Origin of the sequence: Allosaccharopolyspora coralli (genome assembly GCF_009664835.1) — a bacterium.
In the GTDB taxonomy this organism is placed as follows: Bacteria; Actinomycetota; Actinomycetes; order Mycobacteriales; family Pseudonocardiaceae; genus Allosaccharopolyspora; species Allosaccharopolyspora coralli.
This window is the reverse complement of the sequence record NZ_CP045929.1, coordinates 3040757-3060622: the sequence shown is the minus strand read 5'-3', so window position 1 is coordinate 3060622 and position 19866 is coordinate 3040757. Positions and strand designations below refer to the sequence as shown.

General features: G+C 69.4%; 20 protein-coding genes. 13 read left to right on the top strand and 7 right to left on the bottom strand.

Features of this window, described 5'->3' with window-relative positions; genetic code table 11:
* The first annotated feature begins 62 nt into the window (after window positions 1-62).
* The gene (locus GIY23_RS14395; RefSeq protein WP_154077134.1) at window positions 63-272 is read left to right on the top strand and encodes a heavy-metal-associated domain-containing protein; all 210 of its coding nucleotides are present in this window, start codon (window positions 63-65) and stop codon (window positions 270-272) included.
* Between the two features lie 65 nt (window positions 273-337).
* Here GIY23_RS14395 and GIY23_RS14390 read toward each other — a convergent pair whose 3' ends face one another.
* The 4 genes from GIY23_RS14390 to GIY23_RS14375 all read right to left on the bottom strand — a co-directional run bounded on the left by GIY23_RS14390 (window position 338) and on the right by GIY23_RS14375 (window position 4193).
* Window positions 338-1858, bottom strand: coding sequence for a sodium:solute symporter family protein (locus GIY23_RS14390; RefSeq protein WP_154077133.1), 1521 nt, complete (start codon window positions 1856-1858; stop codon window positions 338-340).
* On the bottom strand, window positions 1855-2178 hold the full coding sequence (locus GIY23_RS14385) for a hypothetical protein (RefSeq protein WP_154077132.1): 324 nt from the start codon (window positions 2176-2178) through the stop codon (window positions 1855-1857). Before GIY23_RS14385 ends, GIY23_RS14390 begins: the two co-directional genes overlap by 4 nt.
* Before the next feature lie 81 nt (window positions 2179-2259).
* Complete coding sequence (locus GIY23_RS14380) at window positions 2260-3528, bottom strand: CaiB/BaiF CoA transferase family protein (RefSeq protein ID WP_222850164.1); 1269 nt, start codon at window positions 3526-3528, stop codon at window positions 2260-2262.
* Window positions 3525-4193, bottom strand: a complete 669-nt coding sequence (locus tag GIY23_RS14375; protein WP_154077131.1) for a GntR family transcriptional regulator — start codon at window positions 4191-4193, stop codon at window positions 3525-3527. Before GIY23_RS14375 ends, GIY23_RS14380 begins: the two co-directional genes overlap by 4 nt.
* Before the next feature lie 128 nt (window positions 4194-4321).
* On the opposite strand from GIY23_RS14375, the gene GIY23_RS14370 reads away from it, so the two are divergent.
* The 7 genes from GIY23_RS14370 to GIY23_RS14340 all read left to right on the top strand — a co-directional run bounded on the left by GIY23_RS14370 (window position 4322) and on the right by GIY23_RS14340 (window position 12189).
* Complete coding sequence (locus GIY23_RS14370) at window positions 4322-5242, top strand: hydroxymethylglutaryl-CoA lyase (protein WP_154077130.1); 921 nt, start codon at window positions 4322-4324, stop codon at window positions 5240-5242.
* A gap of 420 nt (window positions 5243-5662) precedes the next feature.
* Entirely contained in the window at window positions 5663-6664 is a 1002-nt protein-coding gene (locus tag GIY23_RS14365; RefSeq protein WP_154077129.1) for a pirin family protein, read from the top strand.
* 176 nt (window positions 6665-6840) lie between these two features.
* The gene (gene trxA / locus GIY23_RS14360; protein ID WP_154077128.1) at window positions 6841-7191 is read left to right on the top strand and encodes a thioredoxin; all 351 of its coding nucleotides are present in this window, start codon (window positions 6841-6843) and stop codon (window positions 7189-7191) included.
* 185 nt (window positions 7192-7376) lie between these two features.
* Window positions 7377-8213, top strand: a complete 837-nt coding sequence (locus GIY23_RS14355; protein WP_228717297.1) for an ABC transporter ATP-binding protein — start codon at window positions 7377-7379, stop codon at window positions 8211-8213.
* A gap of 45 nt (window positions 8214-8258) precedes the next feature.
* Window positions 8259-9239 carry an ABC transporter substrate-binding protein gene (locus GIY23_RS14350; protein ID WP_154077127.1) on the top strand — a complete coding sequence of 327 codons (981 nt, stop codon included), beginning with the start codon at window positions 8259-8261 and terminating at the stop codon, window positions 9237-9239.
* Window positions 9236-11281 (top strand): iron ABC transporter permease, encoded by a 2046-nt coding sequence (locus tag GIY23_RS14345; RefSeq protein ID WP_154077126.1) that lies wholly within the window; start codon window positions 9236-9238, stop codon window positions 11279-11281. The genes GIY23_RS14350 and GIY23_RS14345 overlap by 4 nt, the downstream gene beginning before the upstream one ends.
* 161 nt (window positions 11282-11442) lie before the next feature.
* A complete protein-coding gene (locus GIY23_RS14340) occupies window positions 11443-12189 on the top strand; it encodes an ABC transporter permease (RefSeq protein ID WP_154077125.1) in 747 nt (248 codons plus the stop codon).
* A 95-nt stretch (window positions 12190-12284) separates the two neighbouring features.
* On the opposite strand, the gene GIY23_RS14335 is transcribed toward GIY23_RS14340, so the two are convergent.
* The gene (locus GIY23_RS14335) at window positions 12285-13301 is read right to left on the bottom strand and encodes a DivIVA domain-containing protein (protein WP_154077124.1); all 1017 of its coding nucleotides are present in this window, start codon (window positions 13299-13301) and stop codon (window positions 12285-12287) included.
* A gap of 278 nt (window positions 13302-13579) precedes the next feature.
* Here GIY23_RS14335 and GIY23_RS14330 point away from each other — a divergent pair, with 278 nt between their 5' ends.
* The 3 genes from GIY23_RS14330 (at window position 13580) to GIY23_RS23055 (ending at window position 16210) form a co-directional block, all read left to right on the top strand.
* Entirely contained in the window at window positions 13580-13843 is a 264-nt protein-coding gene (locus GIY23_RS14330) for a DUF3040 domain-containing protein (RefSeq protein WP_187351882.1), read from the top strand.
* A gap of 149 nt (window positions 13844-13992) precedes the next feature.
* The gene (locus tag GIY23_RS14325; RefSeq protein WP_228717296.1) at window positions 13993-15513 is read left to right on the top strand and encodes a GGDEF domain-containing protein; all 1521 of its coding nucleotides are present in this window, start codon (window positions 13993-13995) and stop codon (window positions 15511-15513) included.
* A 40-nt stretch (window positions 15514-15553) separates the two neighbouring features.
* Window positions 15554-16210, top strand: coding sequence for a 4'-phosphopantetheinyl transferase family protein (locus GIY23_RS23055; RefSeq protein WP_154077121.1), 657 nt, complete (start codon window positions 15554-15556; stop codon window positions 16208-16210).
* A gap of 22 nt (window positions 16211-16232) precedes the next feature.
* On the opposite strand, the gene GIY23_RS14315 is transcribed toward GIY23_RS23055, so the two are convergent.
* The gene (locus GIY23_RS14315) at window positions 16233-17432 is read right to left on the bottom strand and encodes an MFS transporter (RefSeq protein ID WP_228717295.1); all 1200 of its coding nucleotides are present in this window, start codon (window positions 17430-17432) and stop codon (window positions 16233-16235) included.
* Window positions 17433-17557: 125 nt separating this feature from the next.
* Here GIY23_RS14315 and GIY23_RS14310 point away from each other — a divergent pair, with 125 nt between their 5' ends.
* Complete coding sequence (locus GIY23_RS14310; protein ID WP_154077120.1) at window positions 17558-18430, top strand: alpha/beta fold hydrolase; 873 nt, start codon at window positions 17558-17560, stop codon at window positions 18428-18430.
* A 227-nt stretch (window positions 18431-18657) separates the two neighbouring features.
* Complete coding sequence (locus tag GIY23_RS14305; protein WP_228717294.1) at window positions 18658-19188, top strand: ATP-binding protein; 531 nt, start codon at window positions 18658-18660, stop codon at window positions 19186-19188.
* A 100-nt stretch (window positions 19189-19288) separates the two neighbouring features.
* Here the strand turns inward: GIY23_RS14305 and GIY23_RS14300 are convergent, their stop codons facing one another.
* Window positions 19289-19822 (bottom strand): hypothetical protein, encoded by a 534-nt coding sequence (locus GIY23_RS14300; protein WP_154077119.1) that lies wholly within the window; start codon window positions 19820-19822, stop codon window positions 19289-19291.
* Between the last annotated feature and the right edge of the window lie 44 nt (window positions 19823-19866).

Here is a 19866-nt window from a genome sequence, read left to right as displayed (position 1 = left end):
CAGGTGGAACAGCCCCTGAACAGCACCTGACAACCCCGAATGAGCACGGAGGTGCCTCGAGAATGGCCGAGTCGCGCTACACCGTGACGGGCATGACCTGTCAGCACTGCGTCATGTCCGTGACCGAGGAAGTAAGCGAGATCGACGGCGTCACCGACGTCCAGGTCGACCTGCCCACGGGCGCGCTCACCGTCGTGAGCAGTCAAGACGTGTCCGAGCGGGCCGTCCGGTCGGCCGTGGACGAGGCCGGCTTCGCGCTCGCCGACGCCTGAGTCGGCGTGTGAGAACGTGGGTAGGTGGTCCAGCACCGCCGCCCCAGTTCGCACCGCGCTCGTCGTCAGCTCGCCGCGCTCGACACCTCCGTTTCCGCCCTGCGCGTCCGTGGCGGCTCCGGAGTACGCGTACTGTCCGGCGCCAGCAGTGAGCCGACCACACAGATCACCACGTTCAGGGCAAGACCGACCAGTCCGCCGGGCACTCCGTAGAGGTCGTCCACACCGGCCACGGTCATGCCGCCGGCGACGAGCGCTCCGGCGAGCATCCCCCAGAACACGGGCGCGGCCGAGAGCCGGTTCCAGTACAGGCCGAGCATGAACACCGGCGCGAGTTGCACGATCAGTTCGAACTTCAGCACGAAGATGTTGTACAGCGTGGCCGGTGGATTCCAGGCGACGACCAGCAGGATCGCGATCGCGACCACGCCTGCGATCTTGCCGACGAGTACCTGCCGGGCCTCGGAGGCTCGCGGACTGATGTGCCGGGCGTAGAGGTCGCGCGAGACGATCGAGGAGAAGCTCAGCAGCGCCGAGTCGGCTGTCGACACGATAGCCGCGATGACACCGCCGAACAGCAGGATCATCGTGGCGTAGAAGAACAGGTTGATGCCGGCCACCTCGTTGGCGATGACGCCGACGAGCTGCTCCGAGGCGTCCGTGGACAGCCCCGGGAACAACCGCAGGCCGATGATGCCGACCAGGAACACCACCCCGGTGGTGACCAGCGGCATCCAGGCCATGATCGCCAGCGAACGTTTGAGTGTGCGTTCGTCGCGCGCGGCGTAGATTCGCTGGATCGCATGGGGGTAGACCGCTGCTCCCAGCCCGATCATGATGATCATGGAAAGCCAGTCCACCGAGTCGGTCGTCACCGGAACCTGGACCTTGTCGGGCTCGTTCGCGATGAGATAGCGCGTCACGTCCCCCAGGTCTCCGCCTGCGAGGTACAGCGCCCCCGCGAGCAACACCACCACGCCCACCAGCAGCGCGATTCCTTGCATGACGTCGGTGAGCGCGACCGCACGCATCCCGCCCATCCACGAGTAGACGAGCATGACGAGCACGAAGGCCACCACACCGATCTGATACGGCACGGTGTCCCCGGTGAGTCCGGAGATCCCCTGCCCCATCGCGACGAGCTGTTCGAGCAGGTAGTTGCTCAGACCCCACAACATCAAGGCGGCCACCAGCAGGTTCACCGGCGTGGACCGGAACCGGTACCGCACCCAGTCCGTCGGGGTCACGAACGACTCGCGCTTGGCGATCACGTACAGGCGAGGGGCGAACAGCAGGTACGCGGCGATGGCTGCCGTCATGAACGGGACCGACTGCCACCACACGAAGCCCGAACGGTAGGCCTCCGGGGCGTACCCCACAACGGAATTCCCGCTGTACTGGGTGGCGTAGAGCGTGAAGAACAGCGCGACGAATCCCAGGCCCTGCCCGGCGAGGTAGTAACTTCGCACGCTCTGGCGCACGTTGGGTTGCTTGCGCCCTGCGAAGTACCCGATCACCAGCATCATCACCGCGTAGGCGACCAGGACCATGATCCCGCTGGCACCGCCGAAACTCAGATTGTTCATGCCGCACCGTCCTGGTCGTGGCGTGCCCGCGCGGTGTCCGTGCCGGTGTCGTCACGCGGTTCCACCGAGCCGGTCCGCTGTTCCTCGGGTTCGGCGATGTTCCACCAGTTCCGGCACAGCCAGCTGACGAATCCGGAGAACAACACCGCGAACACGACGGAGACCACCATCCAGTACGGCAGGCCGAACAGCACCGGATGGACAGTCCCCTGTGGAAAGTAGAAGGGCACGCCCGCCAGGACGATGAAGCCCATGACGACCCACACCCACGGGCTGCGGATCGGTTCGCGGTACGGACGTTCGGGTGCTTGCCGTTTCATGTCGGTCTCCTCGGCGCGGGGCGCGACTCTCGAATCGTTCGCTTCGGTGCGGACGGCGCGGGCAACCGCACACGGAGTTGTTCAGACGACCCGCTGGGCGCGCCACTGCTCGTACTGGTCCTCGTCGACGTTCAGCAGGCCCTGATACACCTCCCGGTTGTGCTCGCCCAGCCGCGGGCCAACGGTGCGCACCGCGCCGGGGGTGTGCCCCATGCGTGGCACCACGTTCTGCATCGGGAACTCGCCCAGATCCGGATGCATGAGGCGCACGATCGCCTGCCGCGCCGCGAAGTGCGGGTCCGCGAGCATGTCTTCGGCCTGGTACACCCGCCCTGCGGGAACACCGGCCTCGTGCAGCTTGTCCAGCAGATCCGCCGAATCGAACGCGCGGGTCCACAGTCCGATGTACTCGTCGAGTTCCTGCTGCCGTTCCCCTCGCGCCGTGTGCGTGGCGTAGCGCTCGTCGTCGGCGAGCCCGGGCACGCCCATCAGCGCACACAACCGGGCGAACACCGTGTCCTGGTTGGCGCCGATGAGGATCTCCGCGCCGTCGGCGGTCGGGTACGTGTTGCTCGGTGCGATCTTGGGCAGGATCGAGCCGGTCCGTTCACGGCGCCGGCCCGCGATCGCCCATTCCGGCAGCAGCGATTCCATGAGGGCCAGCACCGATTCGTAGATCGCGGTGTCGACGACCTGGCCGCGCCCGGTGCGCGTGCGGGCGTGCAACGCCATGACCGTGCCGAGCGCGGAGAACGTCCCTGCCAACGAGTCCCCGAGCGAGACCCCGACCCTGCTCGACGGACGGTCGGGCTCTCCGGTCACGGCACGGATTCCGCCCATGGCCTCACCGATCGAACCGTATCCGGCCCGCTGTGCGTAGGGACCGTCCTGGCCGTAGCCGGTCACCCGGACCAGGATCAGGCGCGGGTTGATCCGCTGCAGCTCGTCGAAGCCCAGGCCCCAGCGCTCCAGTGTTCCCGGCCGGAAGTTCTCCACGAGCACGTCCGAACTCAGCGCGAGGTCCCGCAGGATGCGTTGCCCCTCTTCGGTGCGGAGGTCGCAGGTGACCGACTTCTTGTTTCGGGCGATGATCGGGAAGGACAGCGACGTTCCGCCCGGACGGTCCTGACTCCAGTGGCGCATCGGGTCACCGGTCGAGGGATCCTCGACCTTGATGACGTCCGCCCCGAAATCCGCGAGCACGTGCCCGCAGAACGGTCCTGCGATCAGCGACCCGAGTTCGAGTACCCGGACGTCCGTCAAGGGTCCGTCCACTGTGGTGTCGTCGGAACCGGGACCGTTCGCGGCGTGGGTGTCCGCGACGAGCCCGGTGGAGCTGTCCTCGTTCACGGCGTGGGTTCCCCTTCCTCGTCGAACCGACCTGCAGCGCGCAGCAGCGCCGTCCTGGCTGCCCGGATATGGGCGTGCATCACCGCCTGGGCCCACTGCCCGTCACCTGCGTTCAGCGCCTCCACCAGTTCGCGATGCTGGGTGAAACTGCGCTGCAGCTCCGCTGCGCTGTACTGGTCGAACGTGCGGCGTACCAACGGAACCTCGATCACTCGGGACACGAGGTCCGGCAGCAGGCGTTCCCCCGCCGCCCGGTGCAGGGACCGATGGAACTCCAGGTTCAGCCGGGTGATGTCCTCGTAGGCACGGTCGTCGAGCGCATCGAGCCGTTGTTCCATGGCCTCGCACAGCGAGCGCAACCCGGACACGTCGACGTCACCGCGGGTCGCGGCCTTGAGCGCGGCATGCCCCTCGAGCAGGGTGCGCAACTCGAAGATCTCGTCGAAGTCCTCGGTGCTCCATGTCGTGACCTGGGCACCCCGATGCGGGGTCATCTGCACCAGACCGTCGGCCTCGAGTCTGCGCAACGCTTCCCGTACGGGCGTACGGCTCAGCCCCAGTGTCTCCGCGAGTTGTTCTTCCCGCAGCCGTGCGCCCGCCGGGTGGACGCCAGTCAGAATGTGTTTCCGCAGCCCCTCGTAGGCCCGAGCCGACGCGTGTGACACCGATCACCTCCACGAGATTGTGTACAAAGTAGCGCGGCTGCGTGCGGTGAACAAGGGCTCGACATTAGAAGAGTGCGGGTGAACCATTCGCTCGTGGCCAGATTGTGTACAGAATCGGGGAGTGGGCAATGTCGACGGAGTTTTTTTCGTATGCCGGAACGGTCGAGGTCGGGCCTAGGGACGGTCTGCAGAACGAGGCCACTCTCCTCGCGACGGAGACCAAGGTCGAATTCATCGAGCGGGCTGTCGCCGCGGGAGTGCGACGGGTGGAGGCGACCGCCTTCGTTCATCCGGACCGCGTCCCGCAGATGGCCGACGCCGAGGCCGTGATGTCGAAGGTCCCGCGGCGCGACGACGTCTCCTACATCGGTCTCGTGCTCAACGCCCGCGGATTCGAACGTGCCCGGGACGCTGGGGTCGACGAGGTGAACGCGGTCACGGTCGCCACGGACACGTTTGGGCGCCGGAACCAGGGCACCACCGTGGAGGAGGGTGTGGCGGTGTGCGGCGATATCGTCGCTCGGGCGCATCAGGCCGGACTACCCGCGAGCGTGACCGTCGCCGCCGCCTTCGGCTGTCCCTTCGAGGGCGAGGTCGGTCCACGGCGTGTCGCGGAGCTCGCGCGTCGCATCGCCGATTCGGGGCCTGCCGAGATCGCGGTGGCCGACACCATCGGGGTCGGAGTCCCGTCACAGGTCACCGATCTGCTCGGGCGGCTGCGGGAGGCCACCGGGGACCTTCCGCTTCGGTGTCACTTTCACAACACACGCAACACCGGTTACGCGAACGCCGTCGCGGCGTTACAGGCCGGTGTTTCCTGGCTCGATGCCAGTATCGGCGGCATCGGCGGATGCCCGTTCGCGCCGGGAGCGACGGGCAACATCGCCACCGAAGACCTCGAGTATCTGCTCGCCGGGACAGGCGTGCGCACCGGGCTCGACCTGGCTCGCCTCGCGGAGACGGGCCGCTGGATCGGCGAGCGGCTCGGGTCGGACGTTCCTGCTCAACTTGGCAGAGTGGACGCGTTTCCCCGGCGCACCGAAGCATGAACTGGGTTCGATGCCGGTGGATCCCGACCACGCGCCCGCGACCGGCCGTCCAACACTGTCCACATTGTCCTATGAGACGGACCAGCATGGGTTCATCGTCGAGACAGTGGAACCAGGAGCCCACAGTGGACTGTCTTGGTAGCTGGCCGGGCGGTTTCCCGAGCCGATGACGGTCGTCGCCCCGACCGTCGCCACCAGCGCCGCCTCCACGTCGGAGACCGCCCCTCTTCGCCGCGGCGCCGGTCCCGTCGCCCTCCGCGATCTCCTCGGCCCGAACCTGGAGCTGCTTGCGTCCCCGGTGACGACCTGGGGTACGGCATCGCCCACCCGGACGCTCGATGGGAGCCGTCGAGGACGACGAGCTCGCCGTCGCCGACTGGGCTTGGCGCGAGAACGCCGATCTTTGTCTACCGTGGTCCCATGAGCAACGTGGAGCTGAGTCCGGACGAGCGGACACTCTGCCGTGGCAGCGAAGCGACCCCGACCGGCCCCGAGGTGGAACTGCTGGCACCGCGCGAGGTCCCGCTCGGCGGGCCACGGGCGATGCTCGTGCAGCGGAGCTTGCCGAACCGCGACCGGCGGATGGTCGGCGCATGGTGTTTCGCCGACTGCTTCGGACCCGACGACCTGAGCGGCGGGCCGGGCATGCAGGTTCCCCCCCACCCGCACATCGGATTGCAGACCGTGACCTGGCTCGTGGACGGCGACGTCCGCCATCGCGACAGCCTCGGCAGCGACCAATTCGTCCGGCCAGGAGAACTCAACCTCATGACGGCCGGACGCGGGATCGCACACTCCGAACGCACGCCCGAAACGGCCGGATCGCTGCACGGAGTTCAGCTGTGGGTGGCGATGCCCGACGAAGACCGGACGGGGGAGCCGCACTTCGAGCACCACCGCGACCTGCCGCGACTCGAGTTCGGGGACGTGCGGGGAACCGTGCTCATGGGGGAGGTCGACGGCGCCGTGTCCAGCGCCCGTTCCCACTCGCCGCTCGTCGGAGCGGAGTTCGTCCTGCCCGCAGGCGGCTCGACGGTGCTTCCGCTCGAACCGGACTTCGAGCACGCGGTCCTCACCCTGTCCGGACGGCTCACTGCCGCCGGAGCGGGCGTTCCCGCGGCGACGATGCTCTACCTCGGTCTGGGGCGCCGGGAGGCTCCGGTGCACGCCGAGACCGAGTCCCGCTTTCTCCTGCTCGGAGGTGTGCCGTTCGAAGAGGACCTCGTCATGTGGTGGAACTTCGTGGGCCGAAGCCACGACGAGATCGTCACTGCGCGCGAGGAGTGGGAAGGCGGCCGGGCACGGAATGGGGACAGCGGACCCTTCGGCGCGGTCCCCGGCGACTCGGAGGCGTCGCTGCCCGCGCCTGCGTTGCCGCAGGCGGAGCTGCGTCCGCGCTCGCGCGTCCGACGACGTAGCTGAGGGCGTCGGCCTGCTGCGGCGGCACCGCTCGGCGGGAAACACGCCCGGTGGCACGGCCTGCTTGGGAACGGTTCGCGGCACGAGCCGCCCTGGGGAATGGTGCGGAGGCGTCGGGCGTTGTTACGGACAGTGCCGTCCGCGACCCGGACGTGCACCGATTTCGAGTGGAGGTAGGCATGGCTGTGGTGGAGCTGACCACCGACAACTTCAACGACGTCGTCACCGGTAACGACACGGTGCTCGTCGACTTCTGGGCCTCGTGGTGCGGCCCGTGCAAGCAGTTCGCGCCGGTCTTCGACGCGGCGTCGCAGCGCCACGAGGACTTCGTGTTCGCGAAGGTCGACACCGAGGCCCAACAGCAGCTCGCCGCCGCCTTCGAGGTGCGATCCATCCCGACGCTCGCCGCGATCCGCGAAGGTGTGCTGGTGTTCCAGCAGGCAGGCGCGCTGCCGGAGCAGGCGCTCGAGGAACTCATCGGCAAGGTTCGCGCGCTCGACATGGACGAGGTGCGCAACACGGCCTCGTGACGATCGTCGCACCGGGTGCGATCACAACGAGCCCGTACGACCCGAAACCCGGTCGTATCAACGAATAATCCCTCTCGTCCCGATCTGTCAGGGACCCCGATTGCACCGATGAATTAGGTGTGCCTTACCTTGTTGTGCCGAGCCTAGCCTTGCTAGGCTCAGCGCAATCGACACGGGAGGCTCGGGTGAGTGACCAGCGGACGAGCGGCGAACACGCGCGCCGGGACGCAGGTGCCCTGCAGGCGCGTGATCTCACGGTCGGCCACGGGACGCAGGCCGTGCTCGATGGCGTCGACCTGACGCTGACGCCCGGCGAAGTGACCGTCCTCGTCGGGCCGAACGGGTGCGGCAAGTCGACGTTGCTGCGCACCGTCGCCGGACTACTCACCCCGTTGAGCGGCGGCGTCAGCCTGGACGGCGAGTCGATCCGCTCGCTGTCCCGCCGTGCGCTGTCCCAGCGCATCGCCTTCTTGCCGCAGGCCCCGCTGGTGCCCGCAGGTGTCTCGGTCCGCGAGCTCGTCCGCCACGGTCGCTACGCCCACCGTGGCGCGTTCAGCAGGCACACCCAGACCGACATCGACGCCGTCGACTGGGCGCTGCAGGTCAGCGACGCCGCCCCGTTGGCCGACCGCCGTCTCGACGAACTCTCCGGCGGCGAACGCCAACGTGCGTGGCTGGCAACGGTGCTGGCCCAGAAAGCCGGTGTGCTGCTGCTCGACGAGCCGACTACCTACCTCGACATGCGCCACCAGTTCGAGATCCTCGACGTCGTCCGCAAACTCGCCAAGGAGCACGAGATCGCCTGTGGCGTGGTGCTGCACGACCTCACGCAGGCGGCGGCCTACGCGGACGAGGTCGTCGTCGCCGCGGACGGCGTCGTGGCCGCGGACGGAACTCCCGCCGAAGTCCTCACTCCGGAAACGATCCACCACGCGTTCGGCCTCGAGGTCAGCGTGTTGCAGGACCCGGACACCGGGCACCTCGCCTGTTTCCCGCGGGCGGCCGTGTCCAGTACCTCCTGACCAGCTCCCACCCGTTCTCGCATTTCGACCATCGAGGAGAGACTCATGAAAAGGATCCTGCGCGCGTGCGCCTCGGGTGGCGCTGCCGTCGCCCTGGCCCTGACCGTGGCCGGGTGTGGCGGCACCGTGGCCGACCCGGGAACCGAGCAACAGGGGGCGTCCGGCGAAGGCGTCACCGTCCAGTCCGCTCGCGGACCGGTGACCTTGCCCGCACCGGCGAAGCGGGTCGTGTCACTCGAACTCACCTACACAGAGGAACTCCTCGCGCTCGGCGTGCCGCCGGTCGGTAACGCCGACAACGACACCTACAACACCTGGGTCTCCGCGCCCGGCACCGAACTGCCGCCCGAGGTCACCGATGTCGGCTCCCGGTCCGAGCCGAGCCTGGAACAGATCAAGGCGCTGCAGCCGGACCTCATCGTCGCGCCCGAGGACCGTGTCGGGGCCAACTACGAGGCTCTGCAGGAGATCGCACCGGTCGTCTCCCTCGACTACACGGCGAAGCCGCAGCTGGAGACGATGAAGAAGAACTTCACCGAGCTGGGTAAGGCCACCGGCAAGCAGGACAAGTCCACCCAGGTGCTCGGGCAGCTCGACACCAAGATCGCCGAGACCCGCACGAAGCTCGAAGCCGCGGGCAAGGCAGGCGCCCCGTACGCGATCGGTCAGGCGCCGACGGCGGACCCCTCGATCCGGTTGCTCGGTGACGACTCGATGGTGGCTCAGGTGCTCAACGCCGCGGGCCTGAAGAACACCTGGCAAGGTCAGCCGGACGAGTGGGGGATGACCACCGTCGGCGTGGAAGCGCTGACTCAGATCCCGGACAACGCCACCTTCATGTACGTCGCGAGCAAGAAGTCGGACCCGTTCAAGGGTGCGATCGCGGCGAACCCGGTGTGGCAGAACCTGCCGTTCGTCCAGCAGGACCGCGCCAAGGCTCTGGACCCGGGGACCTGGTTCTTCGGCGGACCGCTCTCGGCGATGCAGCTGCTCGACGAGACCGCTAAGGCGATGCAGGTCCGATGACCGCTGCGGCCACGCGGCCGCGCCACCGCCCACCAGCGACCGCGCTGGTGGGCGGTGGTGTGCTCGCCGTCGTCTGCGGGATCGTGATCCTGCACCTGGGCCTCGGCGCGTCCGGCCTCGGCCTGTCCGAGATCGTCGGCGTCGTCACCGGGTCGGCCTCGACCGAGGCGTCGTCGGTCCTGATGGGCAGCAGGCTGCCGCGGACCCTCGCGGGCGTGGTCGCCGGGTTCGCGCTGGGAGTCTCGGGGACGTTGATCCAGGGAGCGACGCGCAACCCGTTGGGCGCGCCCGACACGCTCGGTGTCAACGCCGGGGCGTACTTCGCCGTCGCGCTCGCCGCGTACCTCGGGTTCGGCAGCGGCATGGTGCTCTCCGGTGCGGCGGCGTTCCTGGGCGGTCTCGGTGCGATCGGCATCGTCTACCTGTTGACCGCGCGTGGCGTCATGACACCGGGCAGGGTTCTGCTCGCCGGGGCGACCGTCGCGCTCGCCGGGACGTCCGCGGCGGAGTTCCTCCAACTTCTCGACGAGAACGCCACCCGCGGTGTCTTCTTCTGGGGCAACGGCACACTGCTGCAGACCGGTCTGCAGCGGCCGCTGGTCATCGGGCTGGTCGTCGCGGGCATCGCGCTGCTCGCACCGTTGCTCGCCCGTCCGCTCGACCTGCTCTCGCTCGGCGACGAGGGCGCCGAGTCGCTCGGCGTCCGGGTCGGCCGGATCCGGCCCGTGGCCTGGCTCGTGGCGGTCCTGCTCTCGTCGGCGGCGGTGACCCTGACCGGGCCGATCGGATTCGTCGGGCTCGTCGCGCCGGTGACGGTGCGGCTGCTCGGGATCCGCAACCACGCCGCACTGCTCCCGCTGGCGGGACTGTTCGGCGCCGCGCTGGTGCTGGGAGCCGACTCCGTGGCCCAGGTGCTCTTCCCTGCCTCGGCCGGATTCGGTGAGGTCCCCGTCGGAATCGTCACCGCACTCGTCGGGGGACCGGTGTTCGTCCTGCTCGCCCGTCGTGCGACCACCGGCGACGCGGACACGGGCGCGGCCGTGTCGGTCACCCGGGCGCACGGCAGGAACCGGCACGTCGTCGCTCTCGGCGCGGGGCTCGTCGTCCTCGGCGTCGGGATGGTCGTCGGCTTGCGGATCGGCGATGTCGCCATCAGCTGGACGCAGATCGCCGCGGTGCTCACCGGGGCGGGAGAGTCCACCGCCGAGGCCGTGGTGTCGTTCCGGCTGCCGCGCATCCTCGTCGCCGCCGTCGCCGGAGCGTGTTTGGCCGTCGCGGGGACCGCGGTGCAGTCCGTGGTGCGCAATCCGCTGGCCGAACCCGGCCTCGTCGGCGTGACGGCGGGCGCTTCGGTCGGGGCGGTGCTCACGATCATCGTCGTGCCCGGCGCGCCCGCCGCGATGCTCCCGTTGGCGGCGGCCGTGGGAGGTGTGCTCGCCCTGGCGCTGGTCATCGTGCTCGCTCAGGACCGGACCGGGCTGGACCCGACCCGGGTCGTGCTCGTCGGCCTCGGCGTCGCGGCCACCGGCATGGCGGCCGTGAACATCATGGTCGTGTCCTCACAGATGAGTCTCGCGTCGGCGCTGACCTGGCTGGCAGGGAGCACCTACGCGCGTGACTTCGACAACCTGCAGTGGCTGGCGATCCCGGCGCTGGCCGCGGTGGTTCTCGCGGTCGCGGCCCGGCCGGTGAACATGCTCGCTCTCGGCGACGACCTTCCCCGCGCCCTGGGACTGTCGGTACACCGGGCCCGGATGGGTGTGCTCGGACTGGGCGCGGTCCTCGCGGCGGGAACGGCGGCGGTGATCGGCACCGTCGGCTTCGTCGGTCTCGTCGCCCCGCACCTGGCCCGCAGGCTGGTCGGCAACAACACCGGCCGGCTCGTGCCGATGGCGGCGGTCATCGGTGCGGCGCTGGTGGTCGTCGCCGACGCCCTCGGCCGATTTCTGCTGGCTCCCGCCGAGATTCCGGTCGGCATCGTCACCGCCATCGTCGGCGCGCCCTACCTGGTGTGGTTACTACGCAGAACCGGCACCGGCTGAAGTTTTAGCTTCTCGCAGAAGGTTTGCTGGGTGGGTCGGGTGGCGGAACCTCAGCGCCCTCCGGTAGCGGGGAGACCATCGGCGCACCGGCCTGATTTCCAAAGCCTCAATCCTGAGTCCCCGCCTGGCGGCCTCGCGCGGTCCTCCGCGATGATCAGGCCATGTCGGGTACCCCGATCGAGGTGGGACCGGCCCTGGCCGTCCTCCTGGTGCTGCTCACGGTCATCGCCTCCGCCGCGATGTGGTTCGGGCGGCTTGGGACCAGCCGCGTCGTGGCCGTCGCGGCGGTCCGCGCGGTTCTGCAGCTCTCCGTGGTCTCGCTGGTGATCACGGCGCTGCTCGGCTCGGCGTGGGGTACGGCACTGTTCGTGCTGGTGATGTTCTCGGTCGCCGGATGGACCTCGGCGCAACGGATCGGCGGCCGGCGGCGAGCCGCGTGGGCGGCGGCGCCGATCGCCGTGGGCGTGGTGCCCGTGCTCTCGTTGCTTCTGGCCAGCGGGGTGGTGCCGCTGCGGCCGATTGCGATCGTGCCGATCGCGGGCATCATCATCGGCGGCGCGATGACGGCGACGTCGCTGGCGGGCCGGCGGGCCCTCGACGAGCTGAGCAACCGCTACGGCGAGTACGAGGCCGGGCTCTCGATCGGCCTGATGCCGCGCGATGCCGCGCTGGAGATCAACCGTCGTTCCGCATGGCAGGCGTTGATCCCGGTGGTCGACCAAACCCGCACGGTCGGTCTCGTCACCCTTCCCGGGGCGTTCGTGGGTGCACTGCTCGGCGGCGCGAGCCCCGTCCAGGCAGGCGCCGTTCAGGTCCTGATCCTGCTCGCTCTGCTCGCGGCGGAGTCGCTGGCGGTGCTGCTGACACTGGAGCTGGTGGCACGCGGCCGGATCCGGGGGCGCGGCTGAGAGCGCATTGTGGAACTCGGGTACGTGATCCGGTACCGCCGCCCCAGTTCGCGCCTCGCTGAGTTGGGGTCTTCGAGTACCAGGCGTACGTCCTCTCAGGCGCCGAGCTGTCTGCGCTGGGCGCCGTCGAGCTGGCGCTCGATGAGCCGCAGGAACGACTCGACCTCGTTCGGGTCGTAGCCGCCCCGGCCAGGCGGGGACACCCGGAACCGCGCGTTGCGGACGTCGCCTGCGGTGAGCTGGTCGACGCCTCGCAGGGTGTCCTCGATCCGGTCGAGGAACGCGTCGACGTCGTCGAGTCGGTAGCCGTGCCGGTCCGGCGGCGGACTCGACAGCGTCGCCCGGTTCACGTCGTCGGCGGTCATCATGCGCGCGCCGCCGCTCGCGGGCGCGGGTTTCGACGGGACGGTGCTCCGGTCGCGACGCTGCGAGAGCTGCTGCAGGCTCGTGGCGAGCACCACCATGAACGCGTTCACGTTCGATTCGGAGTATCCGCGTCGCCCCGGTTGCGCGGAGTGGAACCGGGCGGCGAGAACACCGTCCGCGGTGAGCGTGTCCTGGCCGCGCAAGGTCGCCTCGACCCGTTCGACGAACCGGTCGACCTCGTCGGCGTCGAAGGTCGGCTCACCCGCCGACGCCGTGGTAGGCGGCGGCTGCGGCAACGCCGTCGGCCGCACCGGGGAGCCCTGCGGCCGGGGCGGCTTCGTGTTCGAGGTTTTCCCGTCGTCTGCGGGTGTGGGTTCGGGACCAGCGGGCAGGGACGGCCTGGGGGCGTGCGGTGACGACGGTCCGGCGGTCAGTGCCGGGCGATCGGGCGCGACCGGAGTGAGCGTGGTCGTGTGTCCCGTCAGTGAGTTCTTTCGCCGGATCAGGTCCAACGCGACCTTCTCCAGGAAGGCGTCGACCGACGTGGCCAGGTAGCCGCGTTTGCCCCGTTGTTTCGGCGAGAACCGGACGGCGAGCACGTCCTCGGCGCTGACGGTGTCCTGACGGAGCAGGGTCGCTTCGATCCGGTCGAGGAAGTCGTCGACCTCGGACTCGTCATAACCCTTGGCCCGGCGCCACGGGCGGGGGAAGTCGACGAGGCGTACCTCTTCGGCGGTCACCGTCATCGTTGTCCTCCTGGGCGCGCACGGCAGCGATCGCGCCCCGGCGCTGTTCCGCGAGTCGCGTGAGCCCCCGACGACCCGTTCCGCGGTCCAGCTTGCCGAATCCGCCACGTTCGGAGCAAGGATCTTGCCGTGTTCCGCGGCCTCCGTCACTCCCGGTCTGCGGTCCGGTCGACAGTGGGCCACCGTGTGGGTCCGATGTGTGAGCCCGTCATCCCCCGGGAACCCGAGGGCGGTGGCGGTTCTCTCCGCCGGGTTCGAGCGTGTGTGGAGGTGGGGACGTGCGTCGTGAGGACAGGCGAGCACTCGACGAGATCGAAGAGCGACTGGTGGCGGAGGCGCCGAGCCTGGCCACGCAGCTCGCGACCGGGAGCATCGAGACACGCGCTCTCGGCTGGGGCGTGGGGGCGTGGCTGTGGTCGTGCACGGCGCTCGTTCTGGTGGTCGCATCGGCGTCGTTGGGGGAGGTCCTCGCGGCGATGCAGGCCGGGTTCTGCGCGGCGGCGTTGATCGGACTTCGCCAGTGGGAGATCACCGCGCAGTGACAAGGAGCGTGAGCCTTTTTGGTTGTCATAGCCACCACAAAGGCTCACGCAGCTTTTCATCTGCTCACTGTGGGCGACATGAGTGCGCGTGTCACTCGGTCGTGGCACTATCGGAGCGCTCACACCGTGCGTCCGAAGGAGCGATGGAGGTGACGGGAACACCCCTGGAAGGCGACTTCGAGTCGGTGTTCGACGAGATCCGCACCCTCGGGCGCAACGGCGACGAGGAAGGTGCCATCGCGGCCGCGACCGCACTCGCCGAACGGGCACCGAACTCGAAGGTCAGCGGACGCGCTCTCATGCTCAAGCTGGGATGGCTGCACAACCTCGGGCGGATCGACCAGTTCCCGCCGGTGCTCGACCACGCCTTCGAGATCCTCGGCGGCCTGGACGAGTACGCGCTGCTCGGTGGTGTGCACGCGCTGGCCGCACCGTTCGCGCTGCACAGTTCGATGGAACGGTGCCTACGCCACCTCGTGCAGGCCGCCCGGTACCTGGAGCTGGTGGACAAGCCGGAGAGGGAAGCCGTCGACGCGTGGCACAACCTCGCGGTGTCGTACTCCTTCGCGGGCTTTCACGGGCAGGCGATGGAGGCCGCCGAACGCGGCTACCTGCTCGGGCGAGCACTCGGGATGCAGACCTTCGACCATGCGCTGCCGGAAGTCGCCGTGCGCTGTGCCGTCTCCCTCGACCACCGGGGTGATCAGGACGGATGCGTCCGGATGCTGCGCGAGGTGCTGCGGACGTGGTCGCGGCGGACGAATCCGGCGGAGCTGTGGTGCGCCGAACGGCTGTACTACGCCTACGCCTCGGCGCGACTGGCTCTGCTCGGCGAGGACGTGACCGTCGAGCGCGAGCTGCTCGCAACGGAGGCGCCCGGGTTCGAGCTCGACGACCTGCGACTGCTCGGCCGGGCGAGCGTCGCGATCGTGGACGGCGACCCCGCCGGTGCGCTGGCGCGACTCGCCGGTCGCCGGGTCCACTCGTACACCCTTGGCGCGGCAGAGATCCACCGCGTCCGGGCGTTGGCGCACCAGGCGAGGGGAGAGCTCGGCGAGGCACTGGCGGTCAACAGGCAGACCGTGCGGTTGGCCACCGAGGTGACCGACACGCTGCGGGACCGGCTGGTCGACGGCACCCGAGCCCAGCTCGACCACGAGGCGCTGCGGCGGATGGTCGACCGGTACGCGTCCGAAGCGCTCACGGACCCGCTGACCGGCCTGCCGAACCGCAGGCACTTCCACCGGCGCGTGACGGCGGATGTCGACGACATCCGGGGCGCCGCGCTGGGCATCATCGACCTCGACGACTTCAAGACCGTGAACACGGTGCACGGCCACTCCGGTGGCGATCTCGTGTTGCAACGGCTCGCGGCGGTGGTCGGCCGTGCGGTGCGGCGCGGTGACTTCGTGGCCCGCTACGGCGGCGACGAGTTCGTGGTCGTCCTGCCGGACACAGACCTGGCGACCGCGCAGGCGACCGGGGAGCGTATCGCCGCCGCCGTGCTCGACGAGGACTGGGAGGCGCTCGTCCCCGGTACGCCGGTGTCGGCGACCGTCGGCTGGGCGAAACTCAGCGGCGCCGACGACGTCGAGGAGGCGCTGACGACGGCCGATCGCGAGATGTTGGCGAAGAAGACGATCGCCGTCGCGACGCGCGAGCGTCGATGATCGTCCGCGGTAGTCTCCGCGTCGACATGGGACGAGCAGAGTGATCGAACGGATACTGCCGGAGTGCGTGGTCGCACGGGAGCTGGACCACGATCCGCCGGAGGCCGCGCTCCTCGATGCCGAGCACGAGGCCGTCGCGCGCGCCGTCGCCAGCCGTCGGGCGGAGTTCACCACGACTCGGCACTGCGCACACCTCGCGCTGGCCGGATTGGGCTGGCCGGCTGTGGCGATCCCGCGAGGGGAACGCGGCGCGCCGCAGTGGCCCGACGGTGTCGTCGGCAGCCTCACGCACTGCGAGGGCTACCGCGCGGCGGCGGTCGCGCGGCGCACGGACCTGCGCTCGGTCGGGATCGACGCCGAGCCGCATCGAACGCTGCCCGACGGCGTGCTGCGGGTGGTCGCGCTCGACGAGGAACGGGAGATGCTCGACGAGCTCGCGCGCGTCGGGACGGCGGTGCACTGGGACCGCTTGCTGTTCTGCGCCAAGGAAGCCGTGTACAAGACATGGTTCCCGATGACCGGTAGCTGGCTCGGGTTCGAGGACGCGCGGGTGCGACTCGACCACCGTCACGACCGAGTGGACGTGGAACTGCGCGTGCCTGCGCCGATGGTGGACGGCATCGAAGTCGCCGCCTTCAGCGGCCGCTGGATCACGTCCAACGGCACGCTCGCCGTCGCCCTCACCCATCCAGCCTGAGTGTCTGCCGGTGATCGGGTCTTCACGTCCGTGGCGGACGCGCTGCGGACACCGCGAACAGCGAGGGCACCAGCAGGATCGCGATGAGCAGGAGGGCCTGCAGCGTCCCGAAGTGATCGCCGAGGTACCCGAGCACGGGCGGGCCGGCGAGGAACGCGGTGTAGCCGATGGCCGAGACGACGCTCACGCGCGGTGCGGCACGATCCGGGTCGTCGGCGGCGGCGCTCATGCCGATGGGGAACCCGAGCGAGGCACCGAGGCCCCACAACACGACCCCGAACGCAACCAACGGCAGTGGCTCGGCGAGGACGGTGATCAACACGCCGACGATCGCGAGGGTCATCGTCGTGCGCAGCACCAGGACCCGGCCGTAGCGGTCCAGCAGGTGAGTTCCGACGAACCGGCCGAGCGTCATCGCGGTGAGGAACACCGCGAAGGTCGTGGCGCCGACCCAGGGCGGCACCTGGTGCCCGTCGACCATCGCGAGCGCCAGCCAGTCGTTCGCGGTGCCTTCGGTGAGCGCGAGTGCGAGCACCATGAGTCCGATGAGCAGCGTGCGCGGCTCCTTCCACGTGCGCGCGAGTTGCCCTGCGGCCTGCGGTGTGCCCTCGACGGTGTCCGCGGCTTCGCGCTCGGGTGCGAGGAACGAGCCGACCGCCAGCGGTGGCAGCACAGCGACGACCACCGCGGCGGCGAGCAGGTGCGGCGCGACGGAAACACCGGCGGCGGAGGCGGCAGCACCGACAGCAGCTCCGAGGACCGTGCCGAGACTGAACCCGGCGTGGAAGCGGGGCATGATCGTGTAGCCGAGCCGGTGCTCGACGGACGCGGCTTCGACGTTCATCGCCACGTCCCACACACCTACGGCGAGGCCGACCCCGACCATGCCGAGCGCGGTCACCCACACCGACGCGGCCACGCTCGTCCCGAGCGCCAGGACGGCGAGTGCGGCGCCTGCCAGGATCGCTCCGGTACCGACGACCCTCGCCGAGCCGAAGTGGTGCGCGAGCGTGCCCGCGCCGGCCATCGCGACCATCGCCCCGCCGGACATGGCCAACAGCAACGTGCCGACCTGCCCGGGAGTCAGTCCGAGCAGGTCCCGTGCTTCGGGCAGCCGGGAAGCCCATGACGACATCGAGAACCCGTTAACGAAAAAGACCAGCGCTACGGCGTTGCGGGCACGCAGCACCGTGGACCGTTCGAGCGAGAGCTCGGTGGGCACGAAACCTCCGGTGGGACGAGCGGGCGAGAGATCGGGCGCCACGGTACTCAGAAACGTTCAAGTAGCCACAACGATTTCTGTCGCAGGCAGAATCACCGCGTCGATCACGTTCGAGGAGGTCCACCGTGTCCGAGAGACACACTTCCGCCCGGGCACGCGACGGCGTCGAACTGGCGGTCCAAGAGCACGGAGACCCACAGCGGCCGACCGTGGTGTGCGTGCACGGCTATCCCGACGATCACGAACTGTGGAACGGGGTAGTCGGTCGGTTGGCGGAACGTTTCCACGTGGTCACCTACGACGTGCGGGGTGCGGGCCAGTCCGGACATCCGACGCAGCGGGAGGCCTATCGGCTCGAACAGCTGCAGGACGACTTCGCCGTGATCCTGGACAGGGTGAGTCCGGACGCCCCGGTTCATCTGCTGGCGCACGACTGGGGCTCGATCCAGTCCTGGTATTTCGTGAGCAACGATCCGACCAGACAGCGAGTGCGTACCTTCACGTCGATCTCGGGCCCCTCGCTGGCGCACGTGCCGGAGTTCTTCCGGCGGCGCCGCAGTACGTCGCCGAGGGCGTTGGCAGAGCTGGCCACGCAATCGGCGTCCTCGGCCTACATCGCTCTGTTCCGTGCCCCGGTGGTGCCCGAGTGGTTGGCGCGGCGCGGAGTGATCGGCTGGATGCTCGACCGGCATGATCGACGGGCACGCGACGCCGCGCCCGTGCCGCGCGCCGTTGACGATCTCGTGTCCGGCTTGGAGTTGTATCGGGCGAACATCGGCGGCCGTGCGGTCGCACACGGTGCACGCGAGGTGACGATTCCGGTCCAGGTAGTGGCGCCGACGAACGACGCCTTCGTCGGCGTCCCGTTGCAGACCGACATCGGTGCGTGGGTGCGGGACCTGCACGTCGAGCACGTCGCCGGAAGTCACTGGCTGCCCCGGACTCAGCCCGAGCTGGTCGCGGACTTCGCGATGCGCCACGTCGACCGCGCGAACTGAACCGTCCACTTCGAACTTCGATGGTCGCCGAGAGCACTCACCGTGTCACGCCGTGTCGCTCGACAGTGGTGAGGCCCGTACCGGGCCTGGCCGGTGCTGGAACGGCCGGGTTCCGGTTGGGTACGATCCGGGACCTGAGTGCCCCTCGCGGCCGCCGATGCCGCCGGAGGCGAGTGGAGACCGACCGCGATCGCGCCCGGCCGGATGCCGACGGGTACGACGGGAGGATGCAGGTGGACAATCAGACCGCGCAGTTCGACGACCTGCAGCTCATCGCGCTTCCCACGGCGGTGAGCTGCGCCGAGATGTTCGTCCGGTTCACCCTCGCGGAATGGTCGCTGCGTGACCTCACGTCGGTCGCGACGTCCGTGTCCGGCGCGCTGGTGCAGGGAGCCGTGGACGACGCCGACTCGACCACGCCGGGCATGCTCACCGTGCGCCTGCGGTTGGCGGGTGGCTCGTTGGTCGTCGAGGTGGAGCGGGATCCCTCGGCGCGTTGCCCGGAGACGGCCCCGGACCTCGAGGAAGGGCGTACCGGCGTCGACTCCGGCCGTACCGGCGCGCCGTTGGTGTGGTGCGAGGTACCGCTGCCGGGCCAGCAGGCCGCCTCCGCCGTGCCGCTCCCGAAGCGGGAGCGTCGGGCGTCCGCCGAGGCGGCCCGGTGGGCCGATCAGCCCGATGAGGTGGACCCGGCCGTGTGGGACAAGCTCTTGAGCGGTCTCGGCGGCTCACCGAGCGGCGGCAAACACGCCGAGTGATGAGTTCGTAGGTGGCTACTCGAGAAAGCGATCCCGCAGCGAGGAGGGCGCTGAGGTTCCGCTACCCGACCCACCGAGCACCACCTTCTGACAGGAGCTCTCAGGATCCTGTCGGGCTCTGGTTTCGTTGCTTGCCGTCCGGCGGCACCTTCAGTCCCGTGTGCAGCAACGGATCGTGCCCGGCGCGCGGTGGAACGCCGCTGCTCGTTTCAAGGCGGCTGCGGAGATTGAACAGGAACTCCCGCATGAGCAGCGTGAGCTGTTCCGGCGATGCCGTGCTCTGGTTGCCGACACGGATGCGCAGTGTCAGCCGGGTTCGGTCCCGTAGGGGCGTGAGATCGAGCCGTGCCTGATGTTTCGGCGGCGTCTCGCTGTGCCAAGCGACGAACGACCGCGACGCCGTGCTCTCGATCCGGAGATCGTGCACGTGCGGTAGCCCAGGCAGGTCGATCTCGCAGCGCATCCACCGTGGGGAGCGCCACTGCACTCGACGCAGCCCCGGCACGGTGGCGGTCAGGGTGGCGGTTTCCTTGAGTTCCTCGCGCACCGTGGCGCGTGGTACCGGCAGCTCCACGGATTCGACGATCCGGGTGTCGTCGGCGGTGGCGAGAGCGGTTGCGGGGGACCAGGACATCGTTGCCTCCCTGTCGACGAGCGTTGTCATGGATCACCCGCCGG

Coding starts and splice junctions, on each gene's coding strand:
- GIY23_RS14300 (WP_154077119.1), bottom strand. CDS start 19,822: ATGTCCTGGTCCCCCGCAACCGCTCTCGCCACCGCCGACGACACCCGG.
- GIY23_RS14335 (WP_154077124.1), bottom strand. CDS start 13,301: ATGACGGTGACCGCCGAAGAGGTACGCCTCGTCGACTTCCCCCGCCCG.
- GIY23_RS14340 (WP_154077125.1), top strand. CDS start 11,443: ATGTCGGGTACCCCGATCGAGGTGGGACCGGCCCTGGCCGTCCTCCTG.
- GIY23_RS14370 (WP_154077130.1), top strand. CDS start 4,322: ATGTCGACGGAGTTTTTTTCGTATGCCGGAACGGTCGAGGTCGGGCCT.
- GIY23_RS14305 (WP_228717294.1), top strand. CDS start 18,658: ATGCAGGTGGACAATCAGACCGCGCAGTTCGACGACCTGCAGCTCATC.
- GIY23_RS14365 (WP_154077129.1), top strand. CDS start 5,663: ATGAGCAACGTGGAGCTGAGTCCGGACGAGCGGACACTCTGCCGTGGC.
- GIY23_RS14345 (WP_154077126.1), top strand. CDS start 9,236: ATGACCGCTGCGGCCACGCGGCCGCGCCACCGCCCACCAGCGACCGCG.
- GIY23_RS14385 (WP_154077132.1), bottom strand. CDS start 2,178: ATGAAACGGCAAGCACCCGAACGTCCGTACCGCGAACCGATCCGCAGC.
- GIY23_RS14390 (WP_154077133.1), bottom strand. CDS start 1,858: ATGAACAATCTGAGTTTCGGCGGTGCCAGCGGGATCATGGTCCTGGTC.
- GIY23_RS14395 (WP_154077134.1), top strand. CDS start 63: ATGGCCGAGTCGCGCTACACCGTGACGGGCATGACCTGTCAGCACTGC.
- GIY23_RS14350 (WP_154077127.1), top strand. CDS start 8,259: ATGAAAAGGATCCTGCGCGCGTGCGCCTCGGGTGGCGCTGCCGTCGCC.
- trxA (WP_154077128.1), top strand. CDS start 6,841: ATGGCTGTGGTGGAGCTGACCACCGACAACTTCAACGACGTCGTCACC.